Origin of the sequence: Slackia heliotrinireducens DSM 20476 (assembly GCF_000023885.1) — a bacterium.
In the GTDB taxonomy this organism is placed as follows: Bacteria; Actinomycetota; Coriobacteriia; order Coriobacteriales; family Eggerthellaceae; genus Slackia; species Slackia heliotrinireducens.
On the sequence record NC_013165.1, the window covers coordinates 2,847,639 to 2,872,995 of the forward strand.

27 protein-coding genes and 1 pseudogene are annotated in these 25,357 nt (G+C 59.6%); 16 read left to right on the plus strand and 12 right to left on the minus strand.

Features of this window, described 5'->3' with window-relative positions; translation table 11 throughout:
- Window positions 1-67: 67 nt before the first annotated feature.
- Window positions 68-562 carry a DUF6773 family protein gene (locus SHEL_RS12670; protein WP_050749593.1) on the minus strand — a complete coding sequence of 165 codons (495 nt, stop codon included), beginning with the start codon at window positions 560-562 and terminating at the stop codon, window positions 68-70.
- Entirely contained in the window at window positions 543-797 is a 255-nt protein-coding gene (locus tag SHEL_RS15780) for a helix-turn-helix transcriptional regulator (RefSeq protein WP_331852454.1), read from the minus strand. The genes SHEL_RS12670 and SHEL_RS15780 overlap by 20 nt, the downstream gene beginning before the upstream one ends.
- Before the next feature lie 97 nt (window positions 798-894).
- Here SHEL_RS15780 and mgtE point away from each other — a divergent pair, with 97 nt between their 5' ends.
- From mgtE to SHEL_RS12700, 4 genes are all read left to right on the plus strand, one after another.
- Window positions 895-2,319, plus strand: a complete 1,425-nt coding sequence (mgtE, locus tag SHEL_RS12680; protein WP_012799681.1) for a magnesium transporter — start codon at window positions 895-897, stop codon at window positions 2,317-2,319.
- A gap of 111 nt (window positions 2,320-2,430) precedes the next feature.
- Window positions 2,431-2,907: a nitronate monooxygenase gene (locus tag SHEL_RS12685; protein ID WP_197720361.1), complete on the plus strand. Its 477-nt coding sequence runs from the start codon at window positions 2,431-2,433 to the stop codon at window positions 2,905-2,907.
- A 482-nt stretch (window positions 2,908-3,389) separates the two neighbouring features.
- Complete coding sequence (locus SHEL_RS12690) at window positions 3,390-3,956, plus strand: GrpB family protein (protein WP_012799683.1); 567 nt, start codon at window positions 3,390-3,392, stop codon at window positions 3,954-3,956.
- A 326-nt stretch (window positions 3,957-4,282) separates the two neighbouring features.
- Window positions 4,283-4,609, plus strand: a complete 327-nt coding sequence (locus tag SHEL_RS12700; protein ID WP_232001658.1) for an arginase family protein — start codon at window positions 4,283-4,285, stop codon at window positions 4,607-4,609.
- 277 nt (window positions 4,610-4,886) lie between these two features.
- Here the strand turns inward: SHEL_RS12700 and SHEL_RS12705 are convergent, their stop codons facing one another.
- From SHEL_RS12705 to SHEL_RS12720, 4 genes are all read right to left on the minus strand, one after another.
- The gene (locus tag SHEL_RS12705) at window positions 4,887-5,741 is read right to left on the minus strand and encodes a MetQ/NlpA family ABC transporter substrate-binding protein (RefSeq protein ID WP_012799684.1); all 855 of its coding nucleotides are present in this window, start codon (window positions 5,739-5,741) and stop codon (window positions 4,887-4,889) included.
- Between the two features lie 30 nt (window positions 5,742-5,771).
- Window positions 5,772-6,482 carry a methionine ABC transporter permease gene (locus tag SHEL_RS12710; protein ID WP_012799685.1) on the minus strand — a complete coding sequence of 237 codons (711 nt, stop codon included), beginning with the start codon at window positions 6,480-6,482 and terminating at the stop codon, window positions 5,772-5,774.
- 2 nt (window positions 6,483-6,484) lie between these two features.
- Window positions 6,485-7,279, minus strand: coding sequence for a methionine ABC transporter ATP-binding protein (locus SHEL_RS12715; protein WP_012799686.1), 795 nt, complete (start codon window positions 7,277-7,279; stop codon window positions 6,485-6,487).
- 344 nt (window positions 7,280-7,623) lie between these two features.
- Entirely contained in the window at window positions 7,624-9,321 is a 1,698-nt protein-coding gene (locus SHEL_RS12720; protein ID WP_012799687.1) for a hypothetical protein, read from the minus strand.
- A 524-nt stretch (window positions 9,322-9,845) separates the two neighbouring features.
- Between SHEL_RS12720 and SHEL_RS12725 the strand changes: the two genes are divergently transcribed.
- Window positions 9,846-10,499, plus strand: coding sequence for a corrinoid protein (locus SHEL_RS12725; protein ID WP_012799688.1), 654 nt, complete (start codon window positions 9,846-9,848; stop codon window positions 10,497-10,499).
- Between the two features lie 100 nt (window positions 10,500-10,599).
- The gene (locus SHEL_RS12730) at window positions 10,600-11,676 is read left to right on the plus strand and encodes a uroporphyrinogen decarboxylase family protein (protein ID WP_012799689.1); all 1,077 of its coding nucleotides are present in this window, start codon (window positions 10,600-10,602) and stop codon (window positions 11,674-11,676) included.
- Between the two features lie 290 nt (window positions 11,677-11,966).
- On the opposite strand, the gene SHEL_RS12735 is transcribed toward SHEL_RS12730, so the two are convergent.
- Window positions 11,967-12,731: a M15 family metallopeptidase gene (locus SHEL_RS12735; RefSeq protein WP_012799690.1), complete on the minus strand. Its 765-nt coding sequence runs from the start codon at window positions 12,729-12,731 to the stop codon at window positions 11,967-11,969.
- A gap of 466 nt (window positions 12,732-13,197) precedes the next feature.
- Between SHEL_RS12735 and SHEL_RS12740 the strand changes: the two genes are divergently transcribed.
- Entirely contained in the window at window positions 13,198-13,830 is a 633-nt protein-coding gene (locus SHEL_RS12740) for a GyrI-like domain-containing protein (protein WP_012799691.1), read from the plus strand.
- A gap of 67 nt (window positions 13,831-13,897) precedes the next feature.
- On the opposite strand, the gene SHEL_RS14950 is transcribed toward SHEL_RS12740, so the two are convergent.
- The gene (locus SHEL_RS14950) at window positions 13,898-14,716 is read right to left on the minus strand and encodes a zinc ribbon domain-containing protein (RefSeq protein WP_012799692.1); all 819 of its coding nucleotides are present in this window, start codon (window positions 14,714-14,716) and stop codon (window positions 13,898-13,900) included.
- 285 nt (window positions 14,717-15,001) lie between these two features.
- On the opposite strand from SHEL_RS14950, the gene SHEL_RS12750 reads away from it, so the two are divergent.
- Genes SHEL_RS12750 through SHEL_RS12760 form a run of 3 tightly spaced genes read left to right on the plus strand, consistent with a single transcriptional unit; the run spans window position 15,002 to window position 16,707 of the window.
- Complete coding sequence (locus SHEL_RS12750; RefSeq protein ID WP_012799693.1) at window positions 15,002-15,190, plus strand: DUF4177 domain-containing protein; 189 nt, start codon at window positions 15,002-15,004, stop codon at window positions 15,188-15,190.
- Window positions 15,191-15,625 carry a helix-turn-helix domain-containing protein gene (locus SHEL_RS12755; protein ID WP_012799694.1) on the plus strand — a complete coding sequence of 145 codons (435 nt, stop codon included), beginning with the start codon at window positions 15,191-15,193 and terminating at the stop codon, window positions 15,623-15,625. It begins immediately after the preceding gene.
- 26 nt (window positions 15,626-15,651) lie between these two features.
- Window positions 15,652-16,707: an alpha/beta fold hydrolase gene (locus SHEL_RS12760; protein ID WP_012799695.1), complete on the plus strand. Its 1,056-nt coding sequence runs from the start codon at window positions 15,652-15,654 to the stop codon at window positions 16,705-16,707.
- 28 nt (window positions 16,708-16,735) lie between these two features.
- Here the strand turns inward: SHEL_RS12760 and SHEL_RS12765 are convergent, their stop codons facing one another.
- The 3 genes and pseudogenes from SHEL_RS12765 to SHEL_RS12775 all read right to left on the minus strand — a co-directional run bounded on the left by SHEL_RS12765 (window position 16,736) and on the right by SHEL_RS12775 (window position 19,336).
- Window positions 16,736-17,035 (minus strand): TfoX/Sxy family protein, encoded by a 300-nt coding sequence (locus SHEL_RS12765; protein WP_012799696.1) that lies wholly within the window; start codon window positions 17,033-17,035, stop codon window positions 16,736-16,738.
- Window positions 17,036-17,083: 48 nt separating this feature from the next.
- Window positions 17,084-17,752: pseudogene (locus SHEL_RS12770) on the minus strand (alpha/beta hydrolase family protein); the annotation flags it as partial.
- A 60-nt stretch (window positions 17,753-17,812) separates the two neighbouring features.
- Window positions 17,813-19,336 (minus strand): lipocalin-like domain-containing protein, encoded by a 1,524-nt coding sequence (locus SHEL_RS12775; protein ID WP_012799698.1) that lies wholly within the window; start codon window positions 19,334-19,336, stop codon window positions 17,813-17,815.
- A 194-nt stretch (window positions 19,337-19,530) separates the two neighbouring features.
- Here SHEL_RS12775 and SHEL_RS12780 point away from each other — a divergent pair, with 194 nt between their 5' ends.
- The 6 genes from SHEL_RS12780 to SHEL_RS12805 all read left to right on the plus strand — a co-directional run bounded on the left by SHEL_RS12780 (window position 19,531) and on the right by SHEL_RS12805 (window position 23,950).
- Entirely contained in the window at window positions 19,531-20,088 is a 558-nt protein-coding gene (locus SHEL_RS12780) for a TetR/AcrR family transcriptional regulator (RefSeq protein ID WP_012799699.1), read from the plus strand.
- 434 nt (window positions 20,089-20,522) lie between these two features.
- The gene (locus SHEL_RS12785) at window positions 20,523-20,834 is read left to right on the plus strand and encodes a hypothetical protein (protein ID WP_012799700.1); all 312 of its coding nucleotides are present in this window, start codon (window positions 20,523-20,525) and stop codon (window positions 20,832-20,834) included.
- A 330-nt stretch (window positions 20,835-21,164) separates the two neighbouring features.
- Window positions 21,165-21,590, plus strand: a complete 426-nt coding sequence (locus tag SHEL_RS12790) for a YjdF family protein (RefSeq protein WP_012799701.1) — start codon at window positions 21,165-21,167, stop codon at window positions 21,588-21,590.
- 222 nt (window positions 21,591-21,812) lie between these two features.
- On the plus strand, window positions 21,813-22,529 hold the full coding sequence (locus tag SHEL_RS12795) for an SAM-dependent methyltransferase (protein WP_012799703.1): 717 nt from the start codon (window positions 21,813-21,815) through the stop codon (window positions 22,527-22,529).
- A gap of 138 nt (window positions 22,530-22,667) precedes the next feature.
- The gene (locus SHEL_RS12800) at window positions 22,668-23,345 is read left to right on the plus strand and encodes a phosphatase PAP2 family protein (RefSeq protein WP_041422963.1); all 678 of its coding nucleotides are present in this window, start codon (window positions 22,668-22,670) and stop codon (window positions 23,343-23,345) included.
- 2 nt (window positions 23,346-23,347) lie between these two features.
- Window positions 23,348-23,950 carry a helix-turn-helix transcriptional regulator gene (locus SHEL_RS12805; RefSeq protein ID WP_012799705.1) on the plus strand — a complete coding sequence of 201 codons (603 nt, stop codon included), beginning with the start codon at window positions 23,348-23,350 and terminating at the stop codon, window positions 23,948-23,950.
- A gap of 12 nt (window positions 23,951-23,962) precedes the next feature.
- On the opposite strand, the gene SHEL_RS12810 is transcribed toward SHEL_RS12805, so the two are convergent.
- Entirely contained in the window at window positions 23,963-25,354 is a 1,392-nt protein-coding gene (locus SHEL_RS12810) for a leucine-rich repeat domain-containing protein (RefSeq protein WP_012799706.1), read from the minus strand.
- Window positions 25,355-25,357 lie beyond the last annotated feature (3 nt).

A 25,357-nucleotide genomic window follows, 5' to 3' on the forward strand; every position in this document is an offset into this window, starting at 1 on the left:
CAGATGCTAGTACTGTCTTTCAAGATAGCGTATGGGCCAAGCGCAATGGCATGCCGAACGGCAACGCCTAACGCAGCCGATACTCCTCATTATCGGGTTCTGCTTCGAGCTCGGCGACGCGCTTTCGATAGGCCGCGGCCAAGATGGAAAGCACGGCAAAGCACAAGCCACCTGCCATAAGAGTCACGAATGCACCTGCGGCGATGCAGCCGACAATCTTGTCGGGGAAGTTGCCGTACACCTGCATGAACATAACAAAGCCCGGCACCAAACCTGCGATGCAGGAAACAACAGCGTTAGTTTTGGCATCGGGGCGCAGTCTTCGGTCCCAGACGCCCTCGCGCATACATGCGACCGTCAAATAGACTGCCAAAACCAATAACACGACCATCTCGCCCTTGGTGATGTCATAATCCGCGGGATACGCCACCCGCTGCACGATCAGCGCGACAAGGAGTCCCCAAAAGGCCAGCCAGCAGCCGTTACGTTCGATCCTGAGAAGCGTCTGCTCCTGACATTCGTCAAGGTAGCTATTCGTGAACTTAGTCTTGATTTTCGTCATCATCCTCATCCTCCCAAAACAGGTCGTTGAGCGTAACGCCGAGTGCTCTGCAAATTGATATGCAGAGTTTCAGCGAAGGGTTGAACTCCCCCGCCTCTATCAGGCCGATAGTCTGCCTGGTCACCCCCGCCGCAAAGAGGTAGTCGAGGCCTGAACGCCTCTTCTCCGGGCGATACCGAAGCCGTTGCAAAGCCGTAGAGGCGGCTGGGTATGCCCTGGGAGAACTCCTGTACACAAACCAACCTCAATCCCGGCAATCGCTCGCATGATTATTGAATCACTTGTTATACAATAGGAGATACGGTCGTGAAGCGTAGGAAGGGAGGCCTGCCATGGGTAGCGTCGATACAACAGTCGAAACCCTGGACATGGACACGAAGAACCAGCATTTCGACCGCGACCTGGGTAAAATCATGGCGTATCTGGAAGAGGGCGCCTACCTGAAAGCCCGCGACGTGCTTATGAACTACGTCGCCGCCGACATTGCCGAGATGCTCGAGGACATCCTGGAAGACCTCGGCATGGACAAGGCCGTGATCCTCTTTCGAATGCTTCCCAAAGACGTGTCCGTCGACGTGTTCTCGTACCTGCCCGGCGACGACCAGGCCGACATCATCCAGGCCATCACCGATCGGGAAATCTCCTACATCATGAAGGAACTGGACTTCGACGATAAGATCGACGTGCTCGAGGAGCTGCCGGCCAACATCGTTTCGAGGATCCTGGAGAAGACGCCTAGGGACGAACGAAGGCTCATCAACGAATTCCTCAACTATCCCGAGGGCAGCGCCGGATCGTTGATGACGCCCGAATACATCGCCTTGAGAGACGATATGACCGTGGCCGATGCCCTGGCCCACATCAAGCGGGTCGGCATGGACAGCGAGACCATCTACCTGTGCTACGTGAAACACGCCGACAGAAAGCTGGAAGGCATCGTTTCGCTGCGAACGCTGGTCATCTCGGATGACAGCAAGCTGGTCAGCGACCTGATGGAAACCGACTACGTCTACCTGAACGTGTACGACGACCAGGAAGAGGTCGCGGAGGCCTTCAAGAAGTACGGTTTTCTGGCGATTCCGGTTGTCGACAACGAGCATCGGCTGGTTGGCATCATCACCGTCGACGACGTCATGGACGTCATCGAGGAAGAGACCACCGAGGACATCGAGCGCATGGTCGGCGTTATGGGCGACGACGAGCGCAAGAAGTACCTGGACCTGGGTGTGTTCCGCCATGTGAAAAACCGCTTGCCGTGGCTGCTCTTCATGACGGTCGCCCTTATGGTCACGGGCAGCCTCATCAACCAGTTCGAATCCGTCCTGTCGCAAGTCATCGTGCTGGTTGGCTATCTGCCTCTGCTCATGGGAACGGGCGGCAACACAGGCACACAGACGGCGACCCTCATCATCCGCGGACTTTCCTTGGACGAAGTCGACCTCAAGGACATCTTCAAAGTCCTCTGGAAGGAACTGCGCGTGAGCATCTGCCTGGGCGTCGTGCTCAGCGCCTTCAATTTCCTGAAGATCATCCTGATCGACCAGCAGCCCCCGCTGATCGGACTCACCGTCGCCATATCCATGATCCTGGTCGTCATGTTCGCGAAGCTGTTCGGCGGCACCCTTCCCATGGCTGCGAAGAAAATCGGCGTCGACCCCGCCCTTATGGCCACCCCGATGATCTCCTCCGTTACGGACATGGTTTCTTCGGTCATCTTCCTCTTCACCGCATCGATCCTGCTGGGCATTGCAATTTAAAGGCTGCGAGCAGGATTTTCGCGAAAACCCGCCATATGTGAACGGGGGTCTGAAGTGTTTCAGGCCCCCGTTCGTAATTTGTCCGACCCTGGCGTTCCCCACCAAAAGCCGGTGGTTACGTTCGTAGGCGAACCGAACAAGTCGATGATCCGCATGTTCGGCCAGTTCAAAGAGCGCGGCATCAAGATTGTCTACCGCTCGCTCAACCCCACTCCCGAAAACACCCGCGCCGCTGAAGAGGCCGGCGCTGACATCATCGTTGCCACAGGCTTCGACGAGGGCGGTACGCTTCCCAGCATGACGCTCGAGACATTCTCGATTGTTCCCTTGATCAAGGACACAGCGAAAAACGTCCCCGTGATGGCAGCGGGCGGTATTGCCGATCGTCGCGCATTCAACGCCGCCTTTGCCCTTGGTGCAGAAGGCGTGTACTGCGGCACCGCATTCCTGATGTGCGAGGAGAGCCGCATGGCAAGCAACGTGAAGCAGACCCTGCTTTCTGCGAATGCCCGCGACGACACCCGCCACAGCCACGATTCTGCCGGCCATGCAACGGAAATCCGGATTCCGGAGCACTTGAGGGGATAATCCGCGCAGAACCGCGCACGCAGCCGCCTTTGCCGACCATTGCTAAGCATGTTACGCCTCACTTCAAACAAAAATGAGGCGTAACATAAGGCGATAGGCTTTCCGGTTGCTTGGAAAACAGCTAGGCGCGGCAGATTATCCCCTCAAGTGCTCCATGTTCGAGTTTTTCGTTGCACGACCGCGCCAATCAGCAGTCGACGAGCTCCTTGCGTTGCCCACTTGAGCCCGAACGGAAATGGTTGGGCTACTCGACGGTCACCATCAGACCATGCTTGAACACATAATCACTCAACTCGTTTCCGATGCCTGGGATGTCCGGGATGCTTCAGGTGGTCGAACCCAATCGCGCCCTTGCGGTCGCGCTCGTAGGGCCAATGGAGGCCCGCAATTCGCCACGAGACCAGAACATACACCCATACCACAACGAGTCTCGTGCCTTAGAATGATAGCCGGATACGAAAACCGGTCCTTGGAGAAAAGGCATGGGAAAAGATTTGTCGGACATGACGCTGGAAGAGCTCTGGGAACTCTTCCCCATATCCCTCGTGGAGCATAACGACGCATGGCGTCAGCAATATGCGGAGATAGCGTCCGACATCGCCGAGCTGCTGTCCGACTACCCAGTTGAGAGGATCAGCCACATTGGCAGCACCGCAGTGGACGGCATTTGGGCCAAAAACATTGTCGACGTCATGGTCGAGCTTTCCGCAGGCGCCGACATGAAGAAGGCGGCGGAAGCGCTGGAGGGCGCCGGCTTCATTATGATGTCGAACGAGGGGAATCGAATCTCCCTCAACCTCGGATACACGAAAGACGGCTTCGCCGAGAAGGTCTACCACGTCCACCTGCGGTGCATCGGAGACAACGACGAGCTGTATTTTCGCGACTACCTCAACGCGCACCCCCAGACCGCCAAGGATTACGAGGCCTTGAAGCTTCGCCTTTGGAAACAGTTCGAGCACGACAGAAACGCATACACCGACGCAAAAGCCGAGTTCATCAAGGCGGTAACCGCCAAGGCCCGTGAAGAGCACGCGGGAAGGTACTGAGCGCCCGCCTATGGGATCCAGGCCCATGAGAAAGCCCTGCCAACCTCCGCAATCATCCGAAAGAAACCTCCGCCCAGCCGCAACCTCGCCCAGGCATTACAATGCGGGAAGGGAAGCGTACGTCCTTAGAAATGATTGACCATTGAAGCCGATATTCGTGAACCCGCAATGGCAAGGCGGTGCCGACCCCGTCACCCTGCAAGGCGCCATCGAACTCGAAAGGCTGTACCTCGGCGGCCGCGACTACAAGAAGATGCCCGTTTCTGAAGACGCCGAAACCCCCGCTTGCCTCGAAGGGCGGCATCAAAGGGTTCGACGTGCTCAGCATGCAGATGGGGAAAGCCGCCGAGCAGCTGGCCCAAGCCGCGCCTGACAAGTTGCTCATGCTCGGCGGTGGGTGCGATGCCGACCTTCCCGCAATCACGTACCTCAACAGCAGGTATGAAGGCAACCTCGCCATACTCTGGCTCGACGCGCACGGCGACCTAAACGCGCCGGTTCCCGCCGAAGGGGGCCTGAAGGCGAGCGAGCTTTTGGCCATACTGCGCTCTCCTTTGGGAAACGTCGTCGGCATGGGCATCTACGAGTATGCACCCGCAGGCAGGGTGGTTCCCCTGATGAAGGAAATCTTGGAAATCGGAATCGAGCTGTAGGCAACGACGGATCTGCGCAGCTCCATCGGTCATGCCCCTCGCCGAACGTCGTCCATCGGCGGACCTCGCCTTGCCCTACAACATGAGGCTCGCCGTTCGAACGACCGTCAGCGGCGGCAGAGCCCGAACAAGAAGACCCGACGTTCGCCCTCGCAAAGGCAAACGTCGTACTCGCATTGACGTGATTGTCCAATCCGTAGCGTTCACAATGAAGAGGCCGCTCGGGATGTCCCGAGCGGCCTCTTTTGGTTCATTGTCTTTACCGTACTGCAGAAATCTAGAACGCAGGGATGACAGCTCCGTCGTAGGTGTCGTTGATAAAGTCGCGCACCTTATCCGTTTCCAGCAGCTCGACCATCTTCAGGATGGCCGGGTTGTTGGCATTGGCCTCGTTCACGCAAATGACGTTAGCGAACTGGGATTCGGTGGAATCTTCGCGCACCAGGTAATCGGTGGGGTCAAGGCCAGCCTCCAGAAGGCGGTTCGTATTGGTGATGTAGGCGTCGAAGTCCTGGCGCGTGTTCAGGATGACGTCGGCGTCCATGGCCACGATCTCCAGATTCTTCGGGTTACTCTCGATGTAGCTCGTATCGGCGTTGGACAGGCTGATGTCGCTCTTCAGCGTAATCAGGCCAGCCTGTTCGAGGAGCTTCAGGCAGCGATACTGATTGGTGACGTCTTCCTTGATGGCGATTGTGGCGCCGTCGGGAAGCTCGTCGAGGCTAGAAAGGGTCTCGGAGCACATAACCAGCGGCTCCAAGTGAATAGAACCCAATCCTACCAGATGACCGTTATTAGAGGCGTTCCATTCGTCGAGGTACGGAACGTATGCGTCGTAATGGAAGTCGACGTCGCCGTTCTCGACTTGCTCGTTCCACGTGGCATCCCATTCCTCGGATACGATGTCGAGCTTGATGCCCTCAGCGGCCAGGTCGTCCTCGATGCAACGAAGGATTTCTGCGTGCGGAGTCGCGTCGGCCAAGCAGGTCAGCGTAACCGTTCCGTCGGCGGACTCTTCACTTTCAGCCTCAGGTTTGTCGCTGGAGCCGCAGCCGGCAACAGTTGCCGCCAAAGCAACTGCGAAAGCCGAGCTCAAGAGCAATTTGACCATTTTGCTTTTTACAAGTTTCATCTCTTTCCTTTCGGTTGTTTATTACCTATCTCAGAGCATCTTTCGACGCTTAAGAACCATACGTGCCATGCCTTCGAACATCAGTTGCACCAGCTCAGCGAACACAACCAGAATCAGCACCGTCGCAATAAGAATGTCGTAACGGAAGCGGTTGAATCCGTACTGCACCGCAATGTTGCCGATGCCACCCGCGCCGAACGCGCCCGCCAGGGCAGTCATGGACAATATGGCGATCACAACCACGCCGAAGCTGCGGAAGATCGATGGCACCGCCTCAGGCAGCACCACCGTGAACATGATGCGTGTGTTGGAGGCGCCCATAGCCTTTGCCGCTTCAATCTTGCCTCGGTCCACTTCGAGCAACGCCGTCTCGACGAGACGCGCGCACATAGGAATGCAGCTCATGGCCAAAGCAATGATGCAAGCGTTGGCACCGTAGCCCTTGCCCGTGATGGCACGAGCCAGCGGCAGCGTGAGGATAATCATGATCATCGAAGGCAGAGAGCGCAGCGCATTGATGAGCGCGCTCAGGGGCTGGTAGAACGCCGGCCGGGAATCAAGTCCCGTCGCGTTCGTCCATGCCAGTACGATACCGATCAGCGTTCCAAATCCGAACGTGAGAACGGTGGCCATGAGAATCATGTACAGCGTATCCAGGCACGCAGGGCCCAAAAGCGCCCAGACCTCGGCCGAAAACGCGCTCGCGATGATTTCCTGCAGGGAATGAGTCGCAAACGTCATGCCTACCTCACCTTCGGTTTCTCGCTCGCCCACGTTTGGCTGAGCTGTTTCTCAACGCTCAAGAACATCTGGCCGGTTTCGCTGCAGGGTGCGTCCAGAACCTCGTGCGCCGGACCTTTTTCGACGATAAGGCCGTTCTCGATGACGGCCACGTGATTGCAGGCATAGCGCATCACATTGATTTCGTGCGAGATCATAACCACCGTTACGCCATGTTCCTTGTTCATGAATTTGATCAGGTCCAGAACGGAGAGCGTGGTCAGCGGGTCAAGAGCGCTCGTTGCCTCGTCGCAGAGCAGCACCTTAGGATCGTTAGCCATGGCTCGCGCGATTCCGACGCGCTGTTTCTGTCCACCCGACAGCTGGCTCGGGTAGTAATCCGCCTTGTCGGCCAGTCCGACTTCCTCGAGCAAACGGCTCACTTTCTCTTGCTGCACCTGTTTGTCGACGCCGGCAATTTTGAGGGGATACGCCACGTTGTCGCGCACCGTCTTCGAGTCGAACAGGTTGAAATGCTGAAAAATCATGCCGATTTCCTGGCGCTTCGCAGCCAGCTCGCGCTTCGACAAAGAAGCGATGTCCACACCGTCGATGGCAATAGTGCCCGATGTTATCTCCTCAAGGCGATTGAGGCAACGCACGAACGTCGATTTGCCAGCACCGCTCAAACCGATGATGCCGTAGATGTCGCCCTTTTCGATGTCAAGGTCGATTCCCTTCAGCACCTCGACGCTTTGGTTTTTCCTGTCAGTGAATACTTTGCGCAAACCCTCGATATGAATTGCCGGCTCGCCCATATGCACCGTTCCCTACTCAATACCCGATTGCCAGCGCGCAGGCATAGGAAAACCATACGCTGTTCGGTGTCGATTATTCGCTTATGCAGAAAGGTGCGCTAAATGCCGTTCCAATCATTCAGCGCATTGGCAGAAACCTCCAGCAAGGTCTAAGATTCGCCTTCTTGACGCAGAACAGAAGCCACGAACCGCAGAAGTCATGCTGCGAAGTATTTATATAAATATTCAGTATATTGACTTGAGTCCACTTGCTCAATAGAGAACCACTACAGTCGCCACAGGATGGGCATATGTTTTCTCGCACTTGCCGCACCACTTCTACCCGTTATGGGAAATCGCTTCGATTATTCTTGCCGCACCTGACGAAACATGCGAGAAATCGCCGAGACGCTCATAAGGGGATGAGATAAATCAATCCCCACCGCTTCGGCGAGCCTATCGCTCAAATGGCTTCGATAGTTGAAGAAGTATTGCCCTGGACTGATTTCGAGGCCCGTTAGCTGGACGAGCGTGTCGAGATGCGTCTCATCGGCAGGTCCTGCCTCGGCACTTTCGCAGATCAGGTGCTTTGTGCAGGACGCCAAAAAGCATATGAGAAAGTGCGCCTGGATATAACGATTTCGCGAAAGCCAGCTTGGATACGCGCTCCATTCTCCCGGCATGGGTTCGAATTCGACTTGCATTTCGTCCAACTTACGGTATAGCCCGATGACCTGCGTTTCTGAAAGATCGAGCTCGGACGTGACAAGATTCAGATAGCCGTCCATCGCCTCGTCGGCAGCTATTCTGTCCCAATATACCTGCCATACACGACTGTCCGTTTCGCTTGGCCGGGCGCCGTCTGATTTGTAGATGGCACGCACCGAACGAGCAGAGCCATCCAAAGACCGGCCATTGGCGAACGCGTTCTCAGTTCGTTTGACTATCCGGAATCGGTTGAAACGCCTGGACTCGTACTCGTCGCGTAACCACGCCGCCACTTCTTTAACGGCGATGCTGCCTGGATGCTTGCGGGCGCCAAAACCTTCAATCGAACGCACGTCCATGCGCTGTTTGCAGCGGGACCCATTATCATCAAGCGGTTTATACCCTTTCGCATCGATGAGCCACATGCGAGAACTCTGTTTGCCCTTGCGTAACGACTGCGGCAATGCAAAGCCGAATCCTCGGTCGGAAAGCTCACCGAGCTCGAAGCTATCTGCGCCAACGGCTTTGCGGGAGACGACAACGAGACGTGTGTCGGGATGGCGCTCGGCAAGTTCGATCATGGCAGGAAACGAACTAAGCGGCGCAGCCAGGCTTGCGCAGAAAACAGCATAATCGAGCGGCATGCCTTCTCCGTTCGTCATTAACGCAAACTGGACGACGGGATTGTCGCGGTTTTGCCAAGGCTTCGCAAAGTCCGGCTTGTCGTAGCGAGTTCCTTCAATATAGAAATTAGTTACGAAGCAGTACGCATGCGAATGTCCCCGTTCATGTCGCTCGCTGCGCATGGCTTTACCTACGTGCTTGCGCAGCTTCGAGAAATCGCTCCCCAATGCATCCATGGCTTTGGACAGATCGTCGCAGGTCAAGCTCGACATGCCGGGAATTCGCGAACGCAACGAGCACGCCTCGATTGCGGGTTGCAATCGAGCAATTCGGTTCCACACAAGAAGCTCCACCGCTCGTACGAGCGCCTTTTCAGCTACGAATCGATTACCGCAACGTTTGAGCGCGTTGCCGATATGCAAGCTTTGATGGAGGAAGGCGAACGCGATAGCCGACCCCGCCTCAACAGAACGCCCCCGGCCAAACGGAATTCTCGCATTCTCCGAATACGACAACGTCACAGGAGGCTTTTTGTCGGCATGAGAAAGGTTCAGCTCCTCAACAACACTTTGAAAATGAGCGATTGGATTGGCGAAGCTTTTTTCAAGCTCGTCGAGATAGCCCAAGCTCCAAAGCGTTTTGGACCGCGGCTTTCCTTCCATCGAACGATAACTCTGCACGATAGATAAGTACACGCGGCCGTTGGCTTTTTTCTGCTTGCGTAGGTACATGAAGCAACTCTAGCAGCGCAAATAGCGCACTGAGAACGGCTGAGCCCGTAAATCTACCGTTTATCTACGAATAGATATATGCAATAAGTATTGTAATTATGAATATATATTCATTGCCCAGCGAAAACGCAGCTTGATGGACGACGAACGCCAAAATCGGCAAAGCGGGTCCTTTGACGGTTTTAAACGCTCGGCATAATTCAATAATCGTGTTTGCTATGCTGATGGCGTTTCGAAACCACATGCGCTTTTTCTGCTGCTATAAAGCGCATGCGCATCTGTGCGAGTCGCATTCTACATCGAGAAAGTCCCTATGCTCTACCTGGCGTTATGAGATCGTGCCCCATTGGGCACAAGAACCATCTAGGTCTTGAAGCCGCACATACAAGGCAAGCGGCAGCGAATCGTTGCGATTGACGAAGTTGCTGCGCGGAAATCGGCGCGTTCAACAGGGAGTGCACTTTTCACCAAGGGGGAAGGCAATTGTATGCTCCGGCTTAATGCGCCCGAGAAGGGAGAATTGTATGGCCAGTAAGGAAGAACTCATTCAGCGGATGTACGACTGCGTCGTCGAGATGGAGGACGAAGACGTCGTGAACGCATGCAGGGAATACCTTGCAGAAGGCTACGACGCCTACGACGGCATCATGGAAGGCCTCGTGGCCGGTATGAACAAAGCCAGCGAGCTTTACGACGAGGAGGAATACTTCGTAACCGACGTGCTGCTCTGCTCGGATGCGCTGTATGCAGGCTTGGACGTGCTGCGTCCGCACCTCAAGAACGACGAGTCGATGGGCGAAGCCAAAAAGGTCGTTATCGGTGTCGTTGAGGGCGATACGCACGACATCGGAAAGAACCTCGTGAAAATCATGCTTGAAACCGCCGGCTTCGAGATGTACGACCTTGGCCGCGACGTGCCCCTGAACTCCTATGTCGAGAAGGCCCAGGAGGTCAATGCGGATATCGTCGCCATGTCCACGCTCATGACCACCACCATGGGCGGCATGCGCACCGTCGTTGAAAAGCTCGGCGAAGCCGGCATCCGCGATCATGTGAAGGTGATGATCGGGGGCAGCCCCGTTTCCCGCAAGTTCGCCGATGAGATTGGCGCCGACGGCTACTCGTCGAACGCCGTTGAAGCCGTGGCCGTCGCCAAGGAGCTCGTCGGCATGAAGTAGGCAGCCCCGTCCGCGCAGAGCCGATATGACCCGGCCGGATACACATGCAGGTTAGACAGCATCAACAGATGTCAGTTACGTCAACGTTATAGGAGTGAATATGCATCCCAAAGATCAAATGACGCCTAACGAGAGAATGGGAGCGTTGTTCGCAGGAGAGCCCCTCGACCGTCTGCCTATGATGCCCTTCGTCATTTCCTACTCTCCCCGTGTTTTGAACCAGACTCAACGCTGGTATCGTGAGAGCGCCGAAAACCGTGCGGCGTGTCAAATCGCCGCTTACGAAAAGTGGGGGCACGACACGATGGTTATTGAATACAGCCTCCACGGGGTGTCCCATGCGCTCGGCAGCACCTGGACAGACCCCGAAAACGCACAGACCGCGATCGACAAGCACCGCCTTGACGACCTTGATGACGTGGACGGGATCGATTGGGATATCGATGCGGTTCGCAAGGAGAACGATCCGTGGATGCAGATGAACGTCGACGCCGCGCAAATCTGTCTTGATAGGTACGGTGACGAAGTGGGCGTGAGCGTCACTCTGCCTGGAGCAATGACCGCGGCTTCGGGTCTGTATCCCGTCGCTCAGCTGCTTCGAGCGAAGAGAAAGCAGCCCGAACAGCTTCATAAGCTGCTCAAAATCTGCAATGAGGCCATAAAACTCGTATGCGAGGAGTTCATCAAACTGGGCGCCACCCCGTTCCTGTGCGACCCGGTCGCTTCCGGCACCATCATCAACGAGAAAGAATTCCGCGAGTTCTCGCTGCCCTACACTCAGGAGGTTTTCAAGTTCTGCCATGACAACGGGGGAGGCTGCGGTTATCACATCTGCGGTGATACGACGAAGCTCACCCAAGCCATGAGTGAAAGCGGCTGCGACATGCTCAGCGTGGATGACGCGGTCGACCTTTCGTACGTGAAGGAGGTCTGCGGCGATAAGCTGCCGCTCATCGGCAACGTAAGCCCAAACGCCACAATGATGCTCGGCACTCCCGAGGATGTTCGACGCAACATCAAGGAGAACCTCAAAAAGGCATACGACTCCCCTTGCGGATACATCGTTGCCACCGGTTGCGACATTCCGCTGCCCGCCCCGATCGAGAATGTCGATGCTTTCATGGACGGCGTTCGTGAGCTCGCCCGATATCCGTTCGACCCCGAAAAGTGGGCATAGCCGCGGCAGAAAGATTATCCGAGATTGGCGCTTTTGGCCCCGTTTGCGTGAGCTGCGGGTCTGTTCTCTCTGCGGATTGAGGCCTATGCAATCGGACGTGGAGAGAACCTTGCGCCATCCCCCCGACTTTGCGTTAGTTTGCCGAGATGCCCTTTCGCCCGCTCTCCACCCCCCTCCATCAGCATGGCCTCGCCTTGCCCTACAACATGAGGCTCGCCGTTCGAACGGCCCCCAAGGGGAAGGCGAAGCACATAGCGAAAGCACCTTGCCGCAGCGGCGCCGAAACCGCTTTACTTTACGGCGTCGGCGCAGTTCGGAAAGTCGAAGAACGTCTCCGGATACGGCTCGTCGGCCAGGCGGAAATGCCACCACTCGGTATCGAGCGGAGTGTAGCCGGCGCCTACCATGATGTCGCGCAGGGTCATGCGGTTGGCGTACTGTTCGTCGGTGATATCCATGTAATCGGGATGGCTCAGCTCGCCGAAGAAATCGAAGGGACCGCCGGTGTCGATTTCCTTACCCGTCGCCATATCGAACAGCGTAAGGTCCACCGTCGCACCGCGGCTGTGTCCGCTGCGATGGTCGATGTAGCCCTGGTCGAACAGCACGGATTTATCCAGGTCAGGATAGAAATAGGGCTTCATGCGCGTGTCATTCACATCCTCCGCCCAGCGCTCGAAGTGGTTCACGCTGCGCTGCGGTCGATACGCATCCCAAATCTTCAGGCGATAGCCTGCGGCGATGGCGGCGTCGCTTGCATCCTTTAAGGCTTCGGCCGCCTGCTTGCACAGGATTGCCACGGGTTCCAAGTAGCCGTCGATGTGTTCGCCCACGAAGTTGTACGTGCCGAAGTAGCGAATCTCTTGGATGACGTCGGGCGCCACATCGGTAATCAGCACGAAATCGCTCGCGTCGTAGGACGCGTCATCCAACTTCGTGTAGCCCTCGTACAGGTCGGTTTCTTCCGGCTTTTGTGCACAACCGCCTGCAAGCGATGCGGCAGCCGCCCCAGCCAAGGCAAGCCCGCTCAGCTTGATCGCATTGCGCCTGCTCATAGTAGAACCGTTCGATCGATTCGGCGATGTGGCCATGTTTTGCGCCCCCCCTTGTTGTTCGGTTGTGCGCGACGGCCGCAAACATGGCGTCCATGCGCACCGATGCCTGAAGATGAACAAACCCATTGTAATCCGAAACCAACGGCCGCATATGACCAAACTGCCCGAAACGGCAACCGCGCAACAGGCAATCAGGCACTGGCAGCAAAATGCGGCAGCACGTTGCAACGCTGCATTCTGAAGCACGTCATCATATAGGAGTCCGGCACCACCGCCCGTCGAGGCCGAACACGCGCGGAGCTGCATCGCCAAAAGCAGCTCCGCGGCTTCCCCAAAGGCAACAGGCCCCTTGGGAAATGCCCGTACTTTGCACCCCACGCCATGACCGAATATCGAGCACGAGAACATCAGGTGCTTCTGGTATGCTCCTGGAAACGGTGATTGAAAAACGACGGAAGGGGCGATCATGGCGTTCGACTTCAAGAAGGAATACCGCGACCTGTATCGGCCGAAAACCACGCCGTCTGTGGTGCAGGTGCCGCCCATGTGCTTTTTAGCCGTGGAGGGCGAAGGCGATCCCAACCAGCAGGACGGGGCCTACCAGCACGCTTTGAGTCTGCTGTACGCCGTCGCCTACACGCTGAAGATGAGCTACAAGACCGACTACGCGATCGACGGGTTTTACGAGTACGTTGTGCCGCCGTTGGAGGGCTTTTGGTGGCAGCCGGGCGTTGCGGGCGTGGACCCCACGGACAAGGCCTCGTTTCGGTGGCTTTCCGTCATCCGCGTACCCGAATTCATCACCGAGGCCGACTTCACCTGGGCAAAGGCCGAGGCGCAGCGGAAAAAGAAACTCGACTGCTCGCCCGTGCAGCTGATTGAAATCGACGAGGGCCTGTGCGTGCAATGCATGCATGTGGGCCCTTACGACGACGAGCCCGCAACGGCCGAGGCCATGCACCGGTTCGCAGCCGAAGCAGGCTACGTGCCCGATTTCACCGACGCGCGCCGGCACCACGAGATCTATCTGTCCGACCCCCGCAAGGCCGACCCCGCCAAGATGAAAACCGTCGTCCGCCACCCCGTCCGCCCGGTCTAGCCTTCGGGACAGTGGGGACAGTGGGGACGGAGCCCATCGTCCATCTTTGCGATTCGAAGGTCCGATCCTAAAGCTCGATCAAACCGCAGCTCTTACCGAATGCGTAAATCTTGCAGCGACCCTGCAGCGGGAACTCCGCTCGCGCCTCCTGCTCGGGGTACAGGCGCTTGATGCGCACCAGGTCATCGCCCACTGCTGCGATGAACATCAAATGGTCGTCCTTCGCCATGGGGTGGATAATGCGCACGCGCTGAACTCCGTCGGCATGTTCCACCGTAGCGTCCAGCACGCCGTCGTTTTCCACGGGAGCAAGCGGCTCGAGCACGTTGCTGCAGCAGCGAACCGCGACCTCGCCCGCAGACCATACGACGTTTCCGCAATCGGGACATACGTACAGTTTGCTCCTGCGCAGGTTGGCCGCCACGTTACTGTTCTGAACGTCGCGCCAGTGTTTCAGTGTAGGCATGACCGCGCCCAAAAACGACACGGCCTCTTCCTGGGTGTAGCCGGTGGCCTGCATCAGGAAGGGCACGTTGCGCTCGATGGTCTCGTCCAGCCCCGCCGCGGTGAACTCGCCGTTCTGGTAACACCAGCCGCAGTAGTCGGGGTTTTCCGTGCCGTCCGCGTTGGTGCCGAAGGGCATGTTCGGCACGTCGAACGGGGTGCCGCAGCACTGGCACGCGGGAGCGTCGGGCAGGTCGAACAGGCCCACTGCGGGCACGCCCAAGACGCTTGCCAAGAGCTTGCGCATATCGATGCTCGGCTCGCTTTCCCCGGTCTCCCAGCGGCTGACGGCCTGCCGCGTCACGTACACCTTTGCCGCAAGCTGCTCCTGCGTGAGTCCCGCTTCCTTGCGGGCGTTCTGGATGGCCTCGCTGACCTTCATGGCCTGCTCCTTTCGTTCGCTGTCTGCGGATATCATACGGGCGCCCGCCGCCAAAGTCACGCAATAGCGAATTGCGTCCGTGTGAGCAGGGGAAGAAGGCGCTTCCGGGCGGGGCGGGGAATGCAGGGGTGTTCGCGCAATCCTCCGTTGCTGTGACTCGCAGCTTGCGATGTAAGCCGTTCTTGACAAGGGGTCGGCCGTTTTGCCGCGTTCGGTTGGTGGTGAACTGCGCTTTCGACGGGTATTATTTCATGCGTGGTATGAATGGTGCGAAAAGGAGGAGCGATGCACTACGAATACGTGCGCGTGAAGCTGGACAAGAACAACTACGCCCTGAACGCCGACATGGAAAGCCATCGCGACGTCATCGACCGCAAGGCCGCCGAGGGCGCGCGCTATGTGGGCTGGTTTCCGGTGGTGCAGGGGCCCACGGGCAAGACCGTTGAGTTCGACCTGATCTTCGAGGTGGCGTAAATGGGCATCGCGCAGAACATACTGGCAGCGCGCCAGAGGTCGGGGCTTACGCAGGAGCAGCTGGCGGCGTCGGTCGGCGTGTCGCGGCAGACGGTGGCCAAGTGGGAGTCCGGGGAAACCTCGCCCGACCTCGAGCACGCGGCGGCGTTGGCTGCTACCTTGGACACGACGGTGGACGGGCTGGTGTCATTCGACGACGCCGGCTTGGGAATTGCGCCTCCGCCCCGAGGAAAGCACCTGTTCGGAAGCGTGAAAGTGGGAGAGCGCGGGCAGATCGTCATCCCCAAGGAGGCGCGCGAGGTGTTCGGCATCCGTCCCGGCGACAAGCTGGTGGTGCTGGGCGAGGACGGCCAGGGCATCGCGCTGTGCAAGGAGTCGGAGTTCATGGCGGGCGTCGAGGCCGTCATGGCGGCCGTGCGCAGGTCGGCGCTATGACCTTGACTAGGCGAAAGGGCAGCGGGTTGAAAACGGTTGCTGTGATTCTTGCGGTTCTGCTGGTTGCGGCTGCGGCGGCGGTCTTTGTCTACCGCGACCACAACCTGCACGCCGACGAGCGCATGATCGCCCGGGCATTGGATGCCGGCTTCGTCGAGAAACAGGCAGACGTGAATGGCGCCACGATCAATTACGCGGAGGGCCCCGACAACGGGCCGGCCTTGCTGCTGGTGCATGGGCAGGGCATGGAGTGGGAAGACTACGCGTCCGTGATGCCTGCGCTGGCGAAACGCTACCATGTGTTTGCGGTCGACTGCTTCGGGCACGGCGAATCGGCGCACGAGCCCGCGTGGTATACGTGTGCGGCGAACGGCGATGCGCTGATTGCGTTCGCGGCACAGGTCGTGGATGGGCCGTACATCGTCTCGGGGCATTCGTCGGGCGGCATCATTGCAGCGTATGTGGCCGCAAACGACGCCGAACACGTCGTTGCATGCGTGCTGGAGGACCCGCCGCTGTTCCGCGTGACGCCCGAGGAGGCGCAAGAAGGTGCGGGCACCTTCGCCTGGTTCGACGGCTACACGGTGGCGCACTCGTTCCTGCAGCAGGACCAGGTTGCGGCGTATCCCGCGTGGTATGCGGAACACAGCTATCTATTCGGCCTGTTCGGAGGCCTGCAGTCGATGCTCGCTGACCAGACGGCCGCGTGGTGTGCCGCTCATCCCGGCGAGCATGCGGTGAACGCCTGGGTGCCGCGGGCGTGGACGCGCGGAATGTACTTCATGGACGACTACGACGCGCGCTTCGGCGACGCGTTCTACGACGGCAGCTGGATGGAGGGTGTTTACCAGGAGGCGTTGCTACGCGCCATCGAATGCCCGACCGTGTATCTGAAGGCGATCACGCGCTACGGCGACGACGGCGTGCTGTACGCAGCCACGACCGACGACGATGCAGCCCGCGTGTGCACATGCCTCGCGACCTGCGAATACGTCGAGATCGACTCCGGCCACGACATCCACGTGGAGCACGCCAAGGAGTTTGTTGCCGCTATCGACCAAGCAGCAGATCTTGCGGAGTGAACAGCGTCTCCCGTTCTCTGGCTTGGCGCTATTTCTTCGGCTTTGGCAGCTCTTTAAGCATGTCGGCGACGACCTCGGCGATGCGGCCAGAATCTTCGCTGTCGACAAGCTGCATGGGCCTGGCGCCGTCGTAGGGAATCTGCTCCTGTGGGAAGGCGCCGCGCGCAGAGGCGGTGCTCTTCAGCAGGAAGCGGTCGTCGTACACGCCGCCGAACAGGATGCGCTGACTGTAGAGCAGGTATTCGCCCATCATCTTCTTATGGGTGACGTCGGGAACGTCTCTGAGCAGGTCAAGAACGAATTCCAGGTATTCGGGGCTGCTTGCCATGACGCATCCTTTCCTTTCAAATCGGCTGTTCGCGCATGTGTTGGTCGCTTACTTTTCAGAGGCTTTTAGGAGCCGGTGGTCTTCGAAGAAGTCGATCGCGTCGTTGAGGGCGCGGTCGAAAAGCTCGAAGGGCCAGGTGCGGAAGCCATGCCCCACGCCTTCGACGATTTCGAGCCTGCAAGCACCCGGGAACGTTTCGGCAGCCCGCCGCGAATACGAGGACGGCACCATCCGGTCCAGCTCGCCGTGGACGATGAAGACGTCGCCCGGGTAGCGGCCCATGAGCTCGAAAACGTCGGTGGCCAGCGCGTCCTCGTTGTACCGCCGCCCGATGACATGGGGCCCCACCTGCATCGTTTCAGGAACAACGCCACCGCATGCCGCAATGCGCTCGTGTGCGTCGTCGCCGATGCAGAATGCGGGGAAGAACAGGCCCAGCGCCGCCACGTCTTCGGGCCGCCTGCTTGCGACGACTGTGCTGGCGTAGCCTCCCTGGCTGCTCCCCAACAGGAACAGGTTGTTTGCGTCGATATCCTGCCGGGCGCGCGCCCAGTCGACGACGGCGTCAAGGTCGTCCGCCTCGGTGAGCACCGACATGTCCAGCATGGTTCCGCTGCTTTGCGACTCGGGTCCTCCGCCGCAGAAGTCGAAGGCAACGAACGCGAACCCGCGCTCCACGAAGGGCCGGTGCATTCCGCTGTCGTACACGTGGCTCGCGCCGAACCCGTGCGAGCACCCCTTTGGTCAGTTTTCCTGTCCCTTTTCATCGGACAAGCCCTAGCCTCGGGTTCCCTCAAACGTCACCAAACCCGTCGGCAGCTCGACGGTGCCCCTAATCGAATCGCCGTCGCGCGTGCCCTTGATGCGCGCCTCGGCCTTTCGGAAAGCCACCTTCACGAGCGCGGTTGCCTCGAATCCATCCGCTGTTACAATGCCCCATTGTACGGGCTGCTTCTTGCGGAGGATCTCCATGTGCCCGCCGAGCGTGGTGCCGTCCACTTCAAGCACAAGCTTCATGTTCGATTTGCCCATCGGCCCCTCGAACGTGCAATCCCACGAGCCGGCCAAGCCCGGGTCGGGCTCCCCTCCCTCGTCGATATCGGAGGCTGCGGGGCCTGTCGTGGCAACGGGCGCTTCGAACCACTCGGGTTGCGGCACGAGCGGAAGCTTCGCCGCCAAGTCGCGTTCGGTCACGTGGTCTGCCGGGTCGACGATGAATTCCCGATACTGCGAGGACAGCTCGTAGTGCATCTCACCCTCCACCACGAGGGGGTCTTCGCCCGGGCGCTCGATCGTGAGCTTGCCGATGGCGGCGTGGCGCGAGATGGAGGGCGCCGCGCCCACGCTTCGAAACGCCGCTTGGATGGCGGCGGGCGCCATGGCGTACTGGTCGTTGCCCACGAGGAAGCGAAGCTCGGTCAGCTCGTAGCGCACCTTCACCCCATCGCGCTCGAAGCGGTACACCATGTGGGACGGCAGGGTCTTGCCGGTCTGCTCTAGCACGAACTCGCCATCCATCCGGATGTCGACGCCCGGGCCCATCTCCACGTTGTCGAACACGACGTTGCCCTGCGCGTCCTGGACGCAGAACCAGGGGAAGCGCACGTTGCCCGTGGCGTCATTGGACACGCTGTCGAACACGAGGATGGTGTAGCCGTCCGATTGCTGACGGCCCCAAAGCCACCGGTTCCAGAAGTTCAGCAAAAGGCCAGTGGCCCACTGGTGGTCGTGATATCCGCGCCCGCGCACCTGCCGCGTCTGCCCGTCGCGCACGAGCGTGCCGGAAACATCGCCGCGCGGCACGGCGCACAACCACGTGAAGTAGCTCTCATAGTCCTCGCCGAAGTCGACATAGGCAGTGCCAGGGCGCCAAGAAGTGGCGGTCTTCTTCAGTACCAGGTCCAGCGAGATGCCTTTCACGTCCTCGACGTGCACCTGATAGGTCTCCAGGTCCCCCCTGAACGTGTGCGGGCCGATCTTCACGTCGCAACGCTCCTCGGAAAACGAGCAGTCGGCCTCGTCGAGGAACGCGAAATCGTTGATCTCGTGCCCATCGGGGAACTGAACGTTGGCGTAGAAGAACGGGTGCAAACCCTCCTCGGGGCTCCCGATTACGGGGTTGGTGGCAAAGTTCAGGTTGACCTTCGTGCCGTCGTCGAGGTCGGCGTCAAAGTACCACCACTCAATCCATCCTGGCTGCGCGCCGTTGCGCTTGCCGTCCTCCCAGGGGGCCACGATCTTTTGGTCTATGCCCATGCGCTCGAAGTCCTCCGCCTTGTTTCTCATTCTCGCGTTCGCCATGACGCCTTCCTTTCGTTGGAGCTTCTCCATGTCTCCAAAGTAGCTGTGCTCGGCCACATTTGTCGACCGATAAAACCCAATGAGCCGTACAGATAAGAAACACACTGTTTATAATAGTTCCGATAAGCGAACGTCATAACGAAGTTGTCACGGGGGCTGGCGCCCCGTTCGTGTTCATTTGGGGAGGAGGGCTCATGGGCGAGGACCTGCGCGTGGTGAAAACGAAACGCGCCGTCGAAGGCGCGATGGAAAAACTGCTCGCCGAGCGGCCGTTCGATGCGATCACCGTGCAGGCGATACTCGACGAGGCCCTGGTGAACCGCAAGACCTTCTACAGCCACTACCGCGACAAATACGACCTGGTGCGCAAGATGGCCGACGGCTTCTTTGCCGACATCGCCGCGCTCGTGGAGGCTCGCAAACGTTACGACGTGGTGCCCGATAGCCCGTTCGGCGCGATGGACGCGCTCTACGGGTCGCTTCTGGCCAAGCGGAGGCTCGCGCTCGCGCTTTGGGACGTGAAGTGCGAGGGCCTCGATTTCTCGGGGGAGCTCGCCTCGATTGTCGAGGGCGCGTACCTGTCTCATTTCGGGAAGACCGGAGCTGGCGACCCAGTTCTGCAAGCGAAGCTCGCGTCGGCGATGGTGGTTGCAATGCTGCATTACAGGCTGGAGGCCGGCGAGCCCTTCACCGCCGCCGATATCCACGCTGAGCTCGACGTTCTGCACCGCCGGGTCTCGGGCTCTCGTTGAGCTTCCACGAACCCGAAGCCGCAGGATGAACACGGGTTGTCGTAAACACGGGTGCCCAGGGACGCTCTCCACGCCTCGCCCTCGTTGTTCCCCAAACGCGGAGCCATCGAGAAAACATTCTGGATGTCCCCTTGACGCTCATGGTCCCGAGAGAAGAAAGCAGGCCAGCCGCCTGAAAAAAGCTAGCTGACCTGCTGTAACGTTTGGTCGCGGGGGCTGGATTTGAACCTACGACCTCCGGATTATGAGTGCGTAAAGACGACCCGACAGTGCATGACACAAAACGACAAAAGTACCTTCTACCAGCCCTTTTCGATGACACTGGTACCTATGCAAGACACGATGCGACACTGGTTTTTTGGCCAGAGTCACGGCAAAGTCACGGCACCCGACAGGCAAACACCCAGCTCGGATGCCGAGGAAGGAAGGTAGCAATGTCAGCCGCGAACACCGATTGGACCGCCCTGCAGCAGGCCGAGGACATGGCCTATTTCAAAGCCGACCTCTGCTGCTACTCGCCTGAAAGCTACTCGCTCGAGGAGAAGAAAGAGATCTGCAACGACATGATTTCCACCAGCAAGACAATGCTCGACGCCATGCGCGCCGACTTCGAACAGCCGCCCGCTGATGCTAGGAGCAAGCTCCTCGATATGCTCTGCCGGTCGGGGGTAGAGAGCCCCGAGTGGTGGTGGAATGTGCTCGTCGGAGAGGGTGACCCGCTGTATGGGGAGCTTGAGGCGATCTGACAACACTGGCTGCGTATTCGCACGGGGTCAGACAGCGTCTTGCTTTTCTAGTTGTAAGGAGGTGGTCATCGCTCCACGACGTACGCCGCGATGATTGACTCCATAAAAGAACTGCCTCCCGAGATCGCGTTGTCCGTCCTCGGGAGGCAGTGTCTAATGGCGTCACAAGGTGGCCCTCTTTGGGAAGTGGGTGCGCCGTGGTATGCTTTGCGTATCGGAGATAAAAACACGACCCCGTCGGGTAGTCGGGGTGCGCCGACCGGCGTCAGTAACCTGCCTCCTTGGTTGTCCCTTCTCCGCGTGGTGACTTACATAAAGGAGGAAATCGCCATGCGGAAGATCAGGGTATCCTCCACCCTGACCGTCTATTACGACGGCCAGTTTTGGGTGGGGGTGTTCGAGCGTGTCGAGGACGACCGCTACAGCGCATGCCGCGTCGTGTTCGGCGCGGAGCCGTCGAACGAGGAGGTCCTGGACCTCGTCTGCAGCAGGTACAACGAGCTTCGCTTCACGAAGCCAACGGCCCACTTGGAAACGCCGAAGCGGGCCGCGAACCCCAAGCGACGCCAGCGCGAGGCGTCCCGAGAGATGAGGCAGCGCGGCCCATCCACCAAGGCGCAGCAGGCACTGCAAGAGGAGCGCGAGGCGTCCACCCAACAGAGGAAAGCCGACGCCCGCGACAGGCGAGAAGACGAAAAGCGCCAGCGGTTCGAGCAACGGCAGGAGAAACGAAAGGCGAAGCACCGCGGCAAGTGAAGCCCACGGCGTTCCACAACCGTAGTCGGCATGATATGATGCTTGCGATACGCGGGGCATGGGGCCTCGCGGCAACGGCCATCCAAGGGGATGTCTTTTTGGTCATTGTTCTGTAGGGAACGCTAGAACCTAACGATTCGAGAGGGGCACGTAGCTGCCCTTGGTTCGCTGCGTTCCGAATCCATCCACAGCTAACGGATTCTCACAGAACAGGACAAGACGATGAACTTCCCGAAGGCTAACTCCTTCTCAACATCCATCATGCGCGAGCGCAGCATGGGGCCCAACCCGCTCAAGCTCTGCGAGGAGCTGCTGGAATACGCAGACATTCACGCAGGCTCCGTCGTGCTCGACCTCGGCAGCGGCGCCGGGCTCACGAGCGCCCTCATGGCGCGCGAGTTCGGCCTCACCGTGTACGCAGCCGACCTCTGGAGCGACCCGTCCGACAACATGCGCTTCTTCGAGGCGTGCGGCCTCACCAACCGGCAGATCATCCCGCTCAAGGCTGACGCGACCGCGCTTCCCTTTGCGCACGAGTTCTTCGACGCGGTGGTGAGCGTCGACTCGTACAACTACTTCGGCCGCGACCCCCGCTACCTCGGCGGGCACCTGCTGCCGCTCGTCAAGCGTGGCGGCGAGCTGCTCTTTGCCATACCCGGCATGGTGCGCGACTGCCACGACGACCTGCCCGCGTGCCTGCTCGCGTCCTGGACGCCCGAGCAGCTCGACTACATGCACGACATGTCTTGGTGGCGCGTCAACATCGAGCAGACCGAGGATGTCGAGGTCCTCGACATGCGCGAGATGGCCTGCACGCGCGAGGCGTGGGCCGACTGGATCGGGTGCGACAACGAGTACGCTGCGGGCGACCGCGCCGCCGTCGAGGCCGGTGCGCTCGACCATCTCAACACCATCGCCGTGAGGCTCAGGCGCAGGTAGCGCAAAACCCCAGCTAGAGAGCGATGACACGGGCCGTGTCGCCGACGTGACGGCACGGCCCTTTCCCGGCGGCCCCGTGGCGGGTACCTTCGCCTTGCCATGGGTCCACCGACGGATAGGAGAATCATAGTGAGAGAGATGGCAGAACCAAGAAGGGACCTCGCAATGGGGACGGCGCTGCTCGCCGCGTTCGGACTCTGGACGGCGCTGGTGCAGCTCGTGGACGTGCGTCCGGTCGGGCAGAACGGCACGGACGTCGGATTCGCGGCATTCAACGTATGGTTCCACGGCCTAACGGGCGTACACATGGTCCTCTACGCGATCACCGACTGGCTCGGCCTCGTGCCGGTAGCCGTTTGCCTTGGCTTCGGGGCCATGGGCGCCACGCAGCTCGTCAGGCGCAGGAGCCTCTTTGCAGTCGATCCCGACCTGCTGCTCCTCGGCGTCCACTACGTCTTGGTCGCAGCCGCGTATCTGGTCTTCGAGGCGTTCCCGATAAACTACCGGCCGATCCCCATCGACGGCGTCATGGAAGCGTCCTACCCGTCCTCGACGACGCTGCTGGTCCTGGGCGTCATGCCGACGCTGGCCTACCAGATCGCGCGGAGGTCGAAGAGCATTCAGGCAAAGGTTGCCGTCGTCGCCTTCGTGGCCGCGTTCTCCGCCCTCATGGTCGCCGGCAGGCTGGTCTCCGGCGTGCACTGGGCCACCGACATCGCCGGCTCGGTTCTCCTGGCGGCTGGTCTGTTCGCGATGTACCGGTACGCCGTCGCGCAAGCCGACGCAAGGCTTACCACTGCACGATTGGAGGGATGACGATGGAGTTCGGCGAGAAACTGCAGGAGCTAAGGAAGGCGCGCTCGCTCACGCAGGAGCAGCTGGCAGAGGCGCTCTACGTCTCGAGGACGGCCGTGTCCAAGTGGGAGTCCGGCAGGGGCTACCCGAGCATCGATTCGCTCAAGGAGGTGTCGCGCTTTTTCTCGGTGACGATAGACGAGCTTATAAGCCCTGACGAGGTCGTGTCGGTCGCACAGGCCGAAAGGAGGTCCTTCGCACGCGGGTATGCGTCGATGGTGTGCGGGCTGTTGGACGTTTTGGTTGCGCTGCTCCTGGTTGTGCCGGTGTTCGGCAACGGCCCCGAGGGTCCGGCTGCGGTCAGCCTGCTCGCGCTAACCGGCGCCAGCACATGGATCAAAGTGGTCTTTACCGCATGCGTCGGGGCGACTGTGATTTGCGGGCTCTGCGAGATCGCCGCATCCCGCGCCGACGGACGATGGGGGAAGCTGGCCCTGGCGGCGGGGGCCGCGCTTTCCGCTGCCTGCGTGGCCGTCTTCATCCTGGCGAGGCAGCCTTACGCTGGCATCATTTGCTTCGCGCTGCTCGCGGCGAAGGCAGTTATGCTCTGGATGCGCGACCGCTAGTGCGTGTGGTACCTACGCTGCGGTGATATATCCCGGCGTGCTCGCGGTGTCGATGCGGAAGTACGTATACGCCGTCTTGTTGCTTGCCCATGCGGTGCCGTTTCCGCCCACCGGCGACGTAGAGCACGAGTAGAAGCACTGCGACCCCGTGATTCCGCTCGAAGGAAGCGCCCACGTGCTGTCTGCGTAGATCGTCGTCAGGTGCGAGCATCCCGAGAACGTGTAGAACAGGTCCGTCAGCGTCGACGGGTCGAAGCCGCGAAAGTCGATGGTCGTGAAGGAGCAAGACGAGAACATGTAGCGCATCGACCGCACGCCGGAGAGGTTGCCCAAGCCGGATATGCTGGCCAGGCTCGTGCAGCTGTAGAACAGGAAGTTCAGGTTCAAATACGAGAACGCTGCCATGTCCGCCGCGAAGGTCGCGCTCGTGAGGTTCTGGCGGTGCGTCGCGCCCGCGACGCCGTCCCAGGGCGTGAAGCCCAGCCCCACATACTTGCCGATCGCGCAGATGCGCCCGCTCGCGACGAGCTCGCGCGTGGCATCAGGCGTTCGCGTTGCCGTGAGCACGCCCTCGCCGTCGGCGTAGAAGTGCACCCAGAACCAGGTGCGCCTATCGTCGTTCGGGTCGGTCAGCACGCCGCCCGTTCCCAGCTTGCACACGCTCGCCCCGCTCGTGGTCGAGGGCACGAAGCCGTCCGTGCCTCCCACCAGGCGGTTGCAGCTGTTGAACATGAGCGAGCCCGAGAGCCCCGAGTTGCTGAACGAGGTCGCGTAGATCGTCTCGAGGCTCGAACAGCTCGTGAACATCTGGTTCGTGCTGGTCATGCCAGACAGGTTCTCGAACCCGCGCACCTCGGTGCAATTCGAGAAGACGTTGAACCAGTAGTTGCAGTTCGTCAGGCCTAGGCCCGCGATAGTCGAGTCGATGTAGACCTTCTTCACCAGCAGCTTGATCGAGTCGTATGAGCGTGCGCTGGCAGAGGAGTAGCCCGCCGGGTCGATCTCGAATACCTGCACGATGCGACCGCCGGTGACGGAGGTGCGTCGCTCGTAGTAGTTGATCTCCAGGGTGCCGTCGTCCAACAGCAGCGCCCGGATCCTGTAACCCACGTCCCACTCGAGCGCCAGGATGGCGGCTGCCATGTCACCCGGCGCATAGAGCGTGCTCTCGCCGTTCTGTCCGCGAATGGCGGAGGCGATGTCCGAGAACACCGACTCCGGCAGCACGCCGGATTCTAGCTGCATGTACGGCTGCTCCTGGTAGTCGCCAGCATCGGTGCCATCGAGAGCAGAAACGGCTGCAGCCATCTCCCTCGGCTTGTACAGCGTGGCCACGCCCGCCTGGTAGCGGATCGCGTTGGCTATGTCAGTGAGGATGCGAGTCGATACGGTTCCAACAGCCATGGC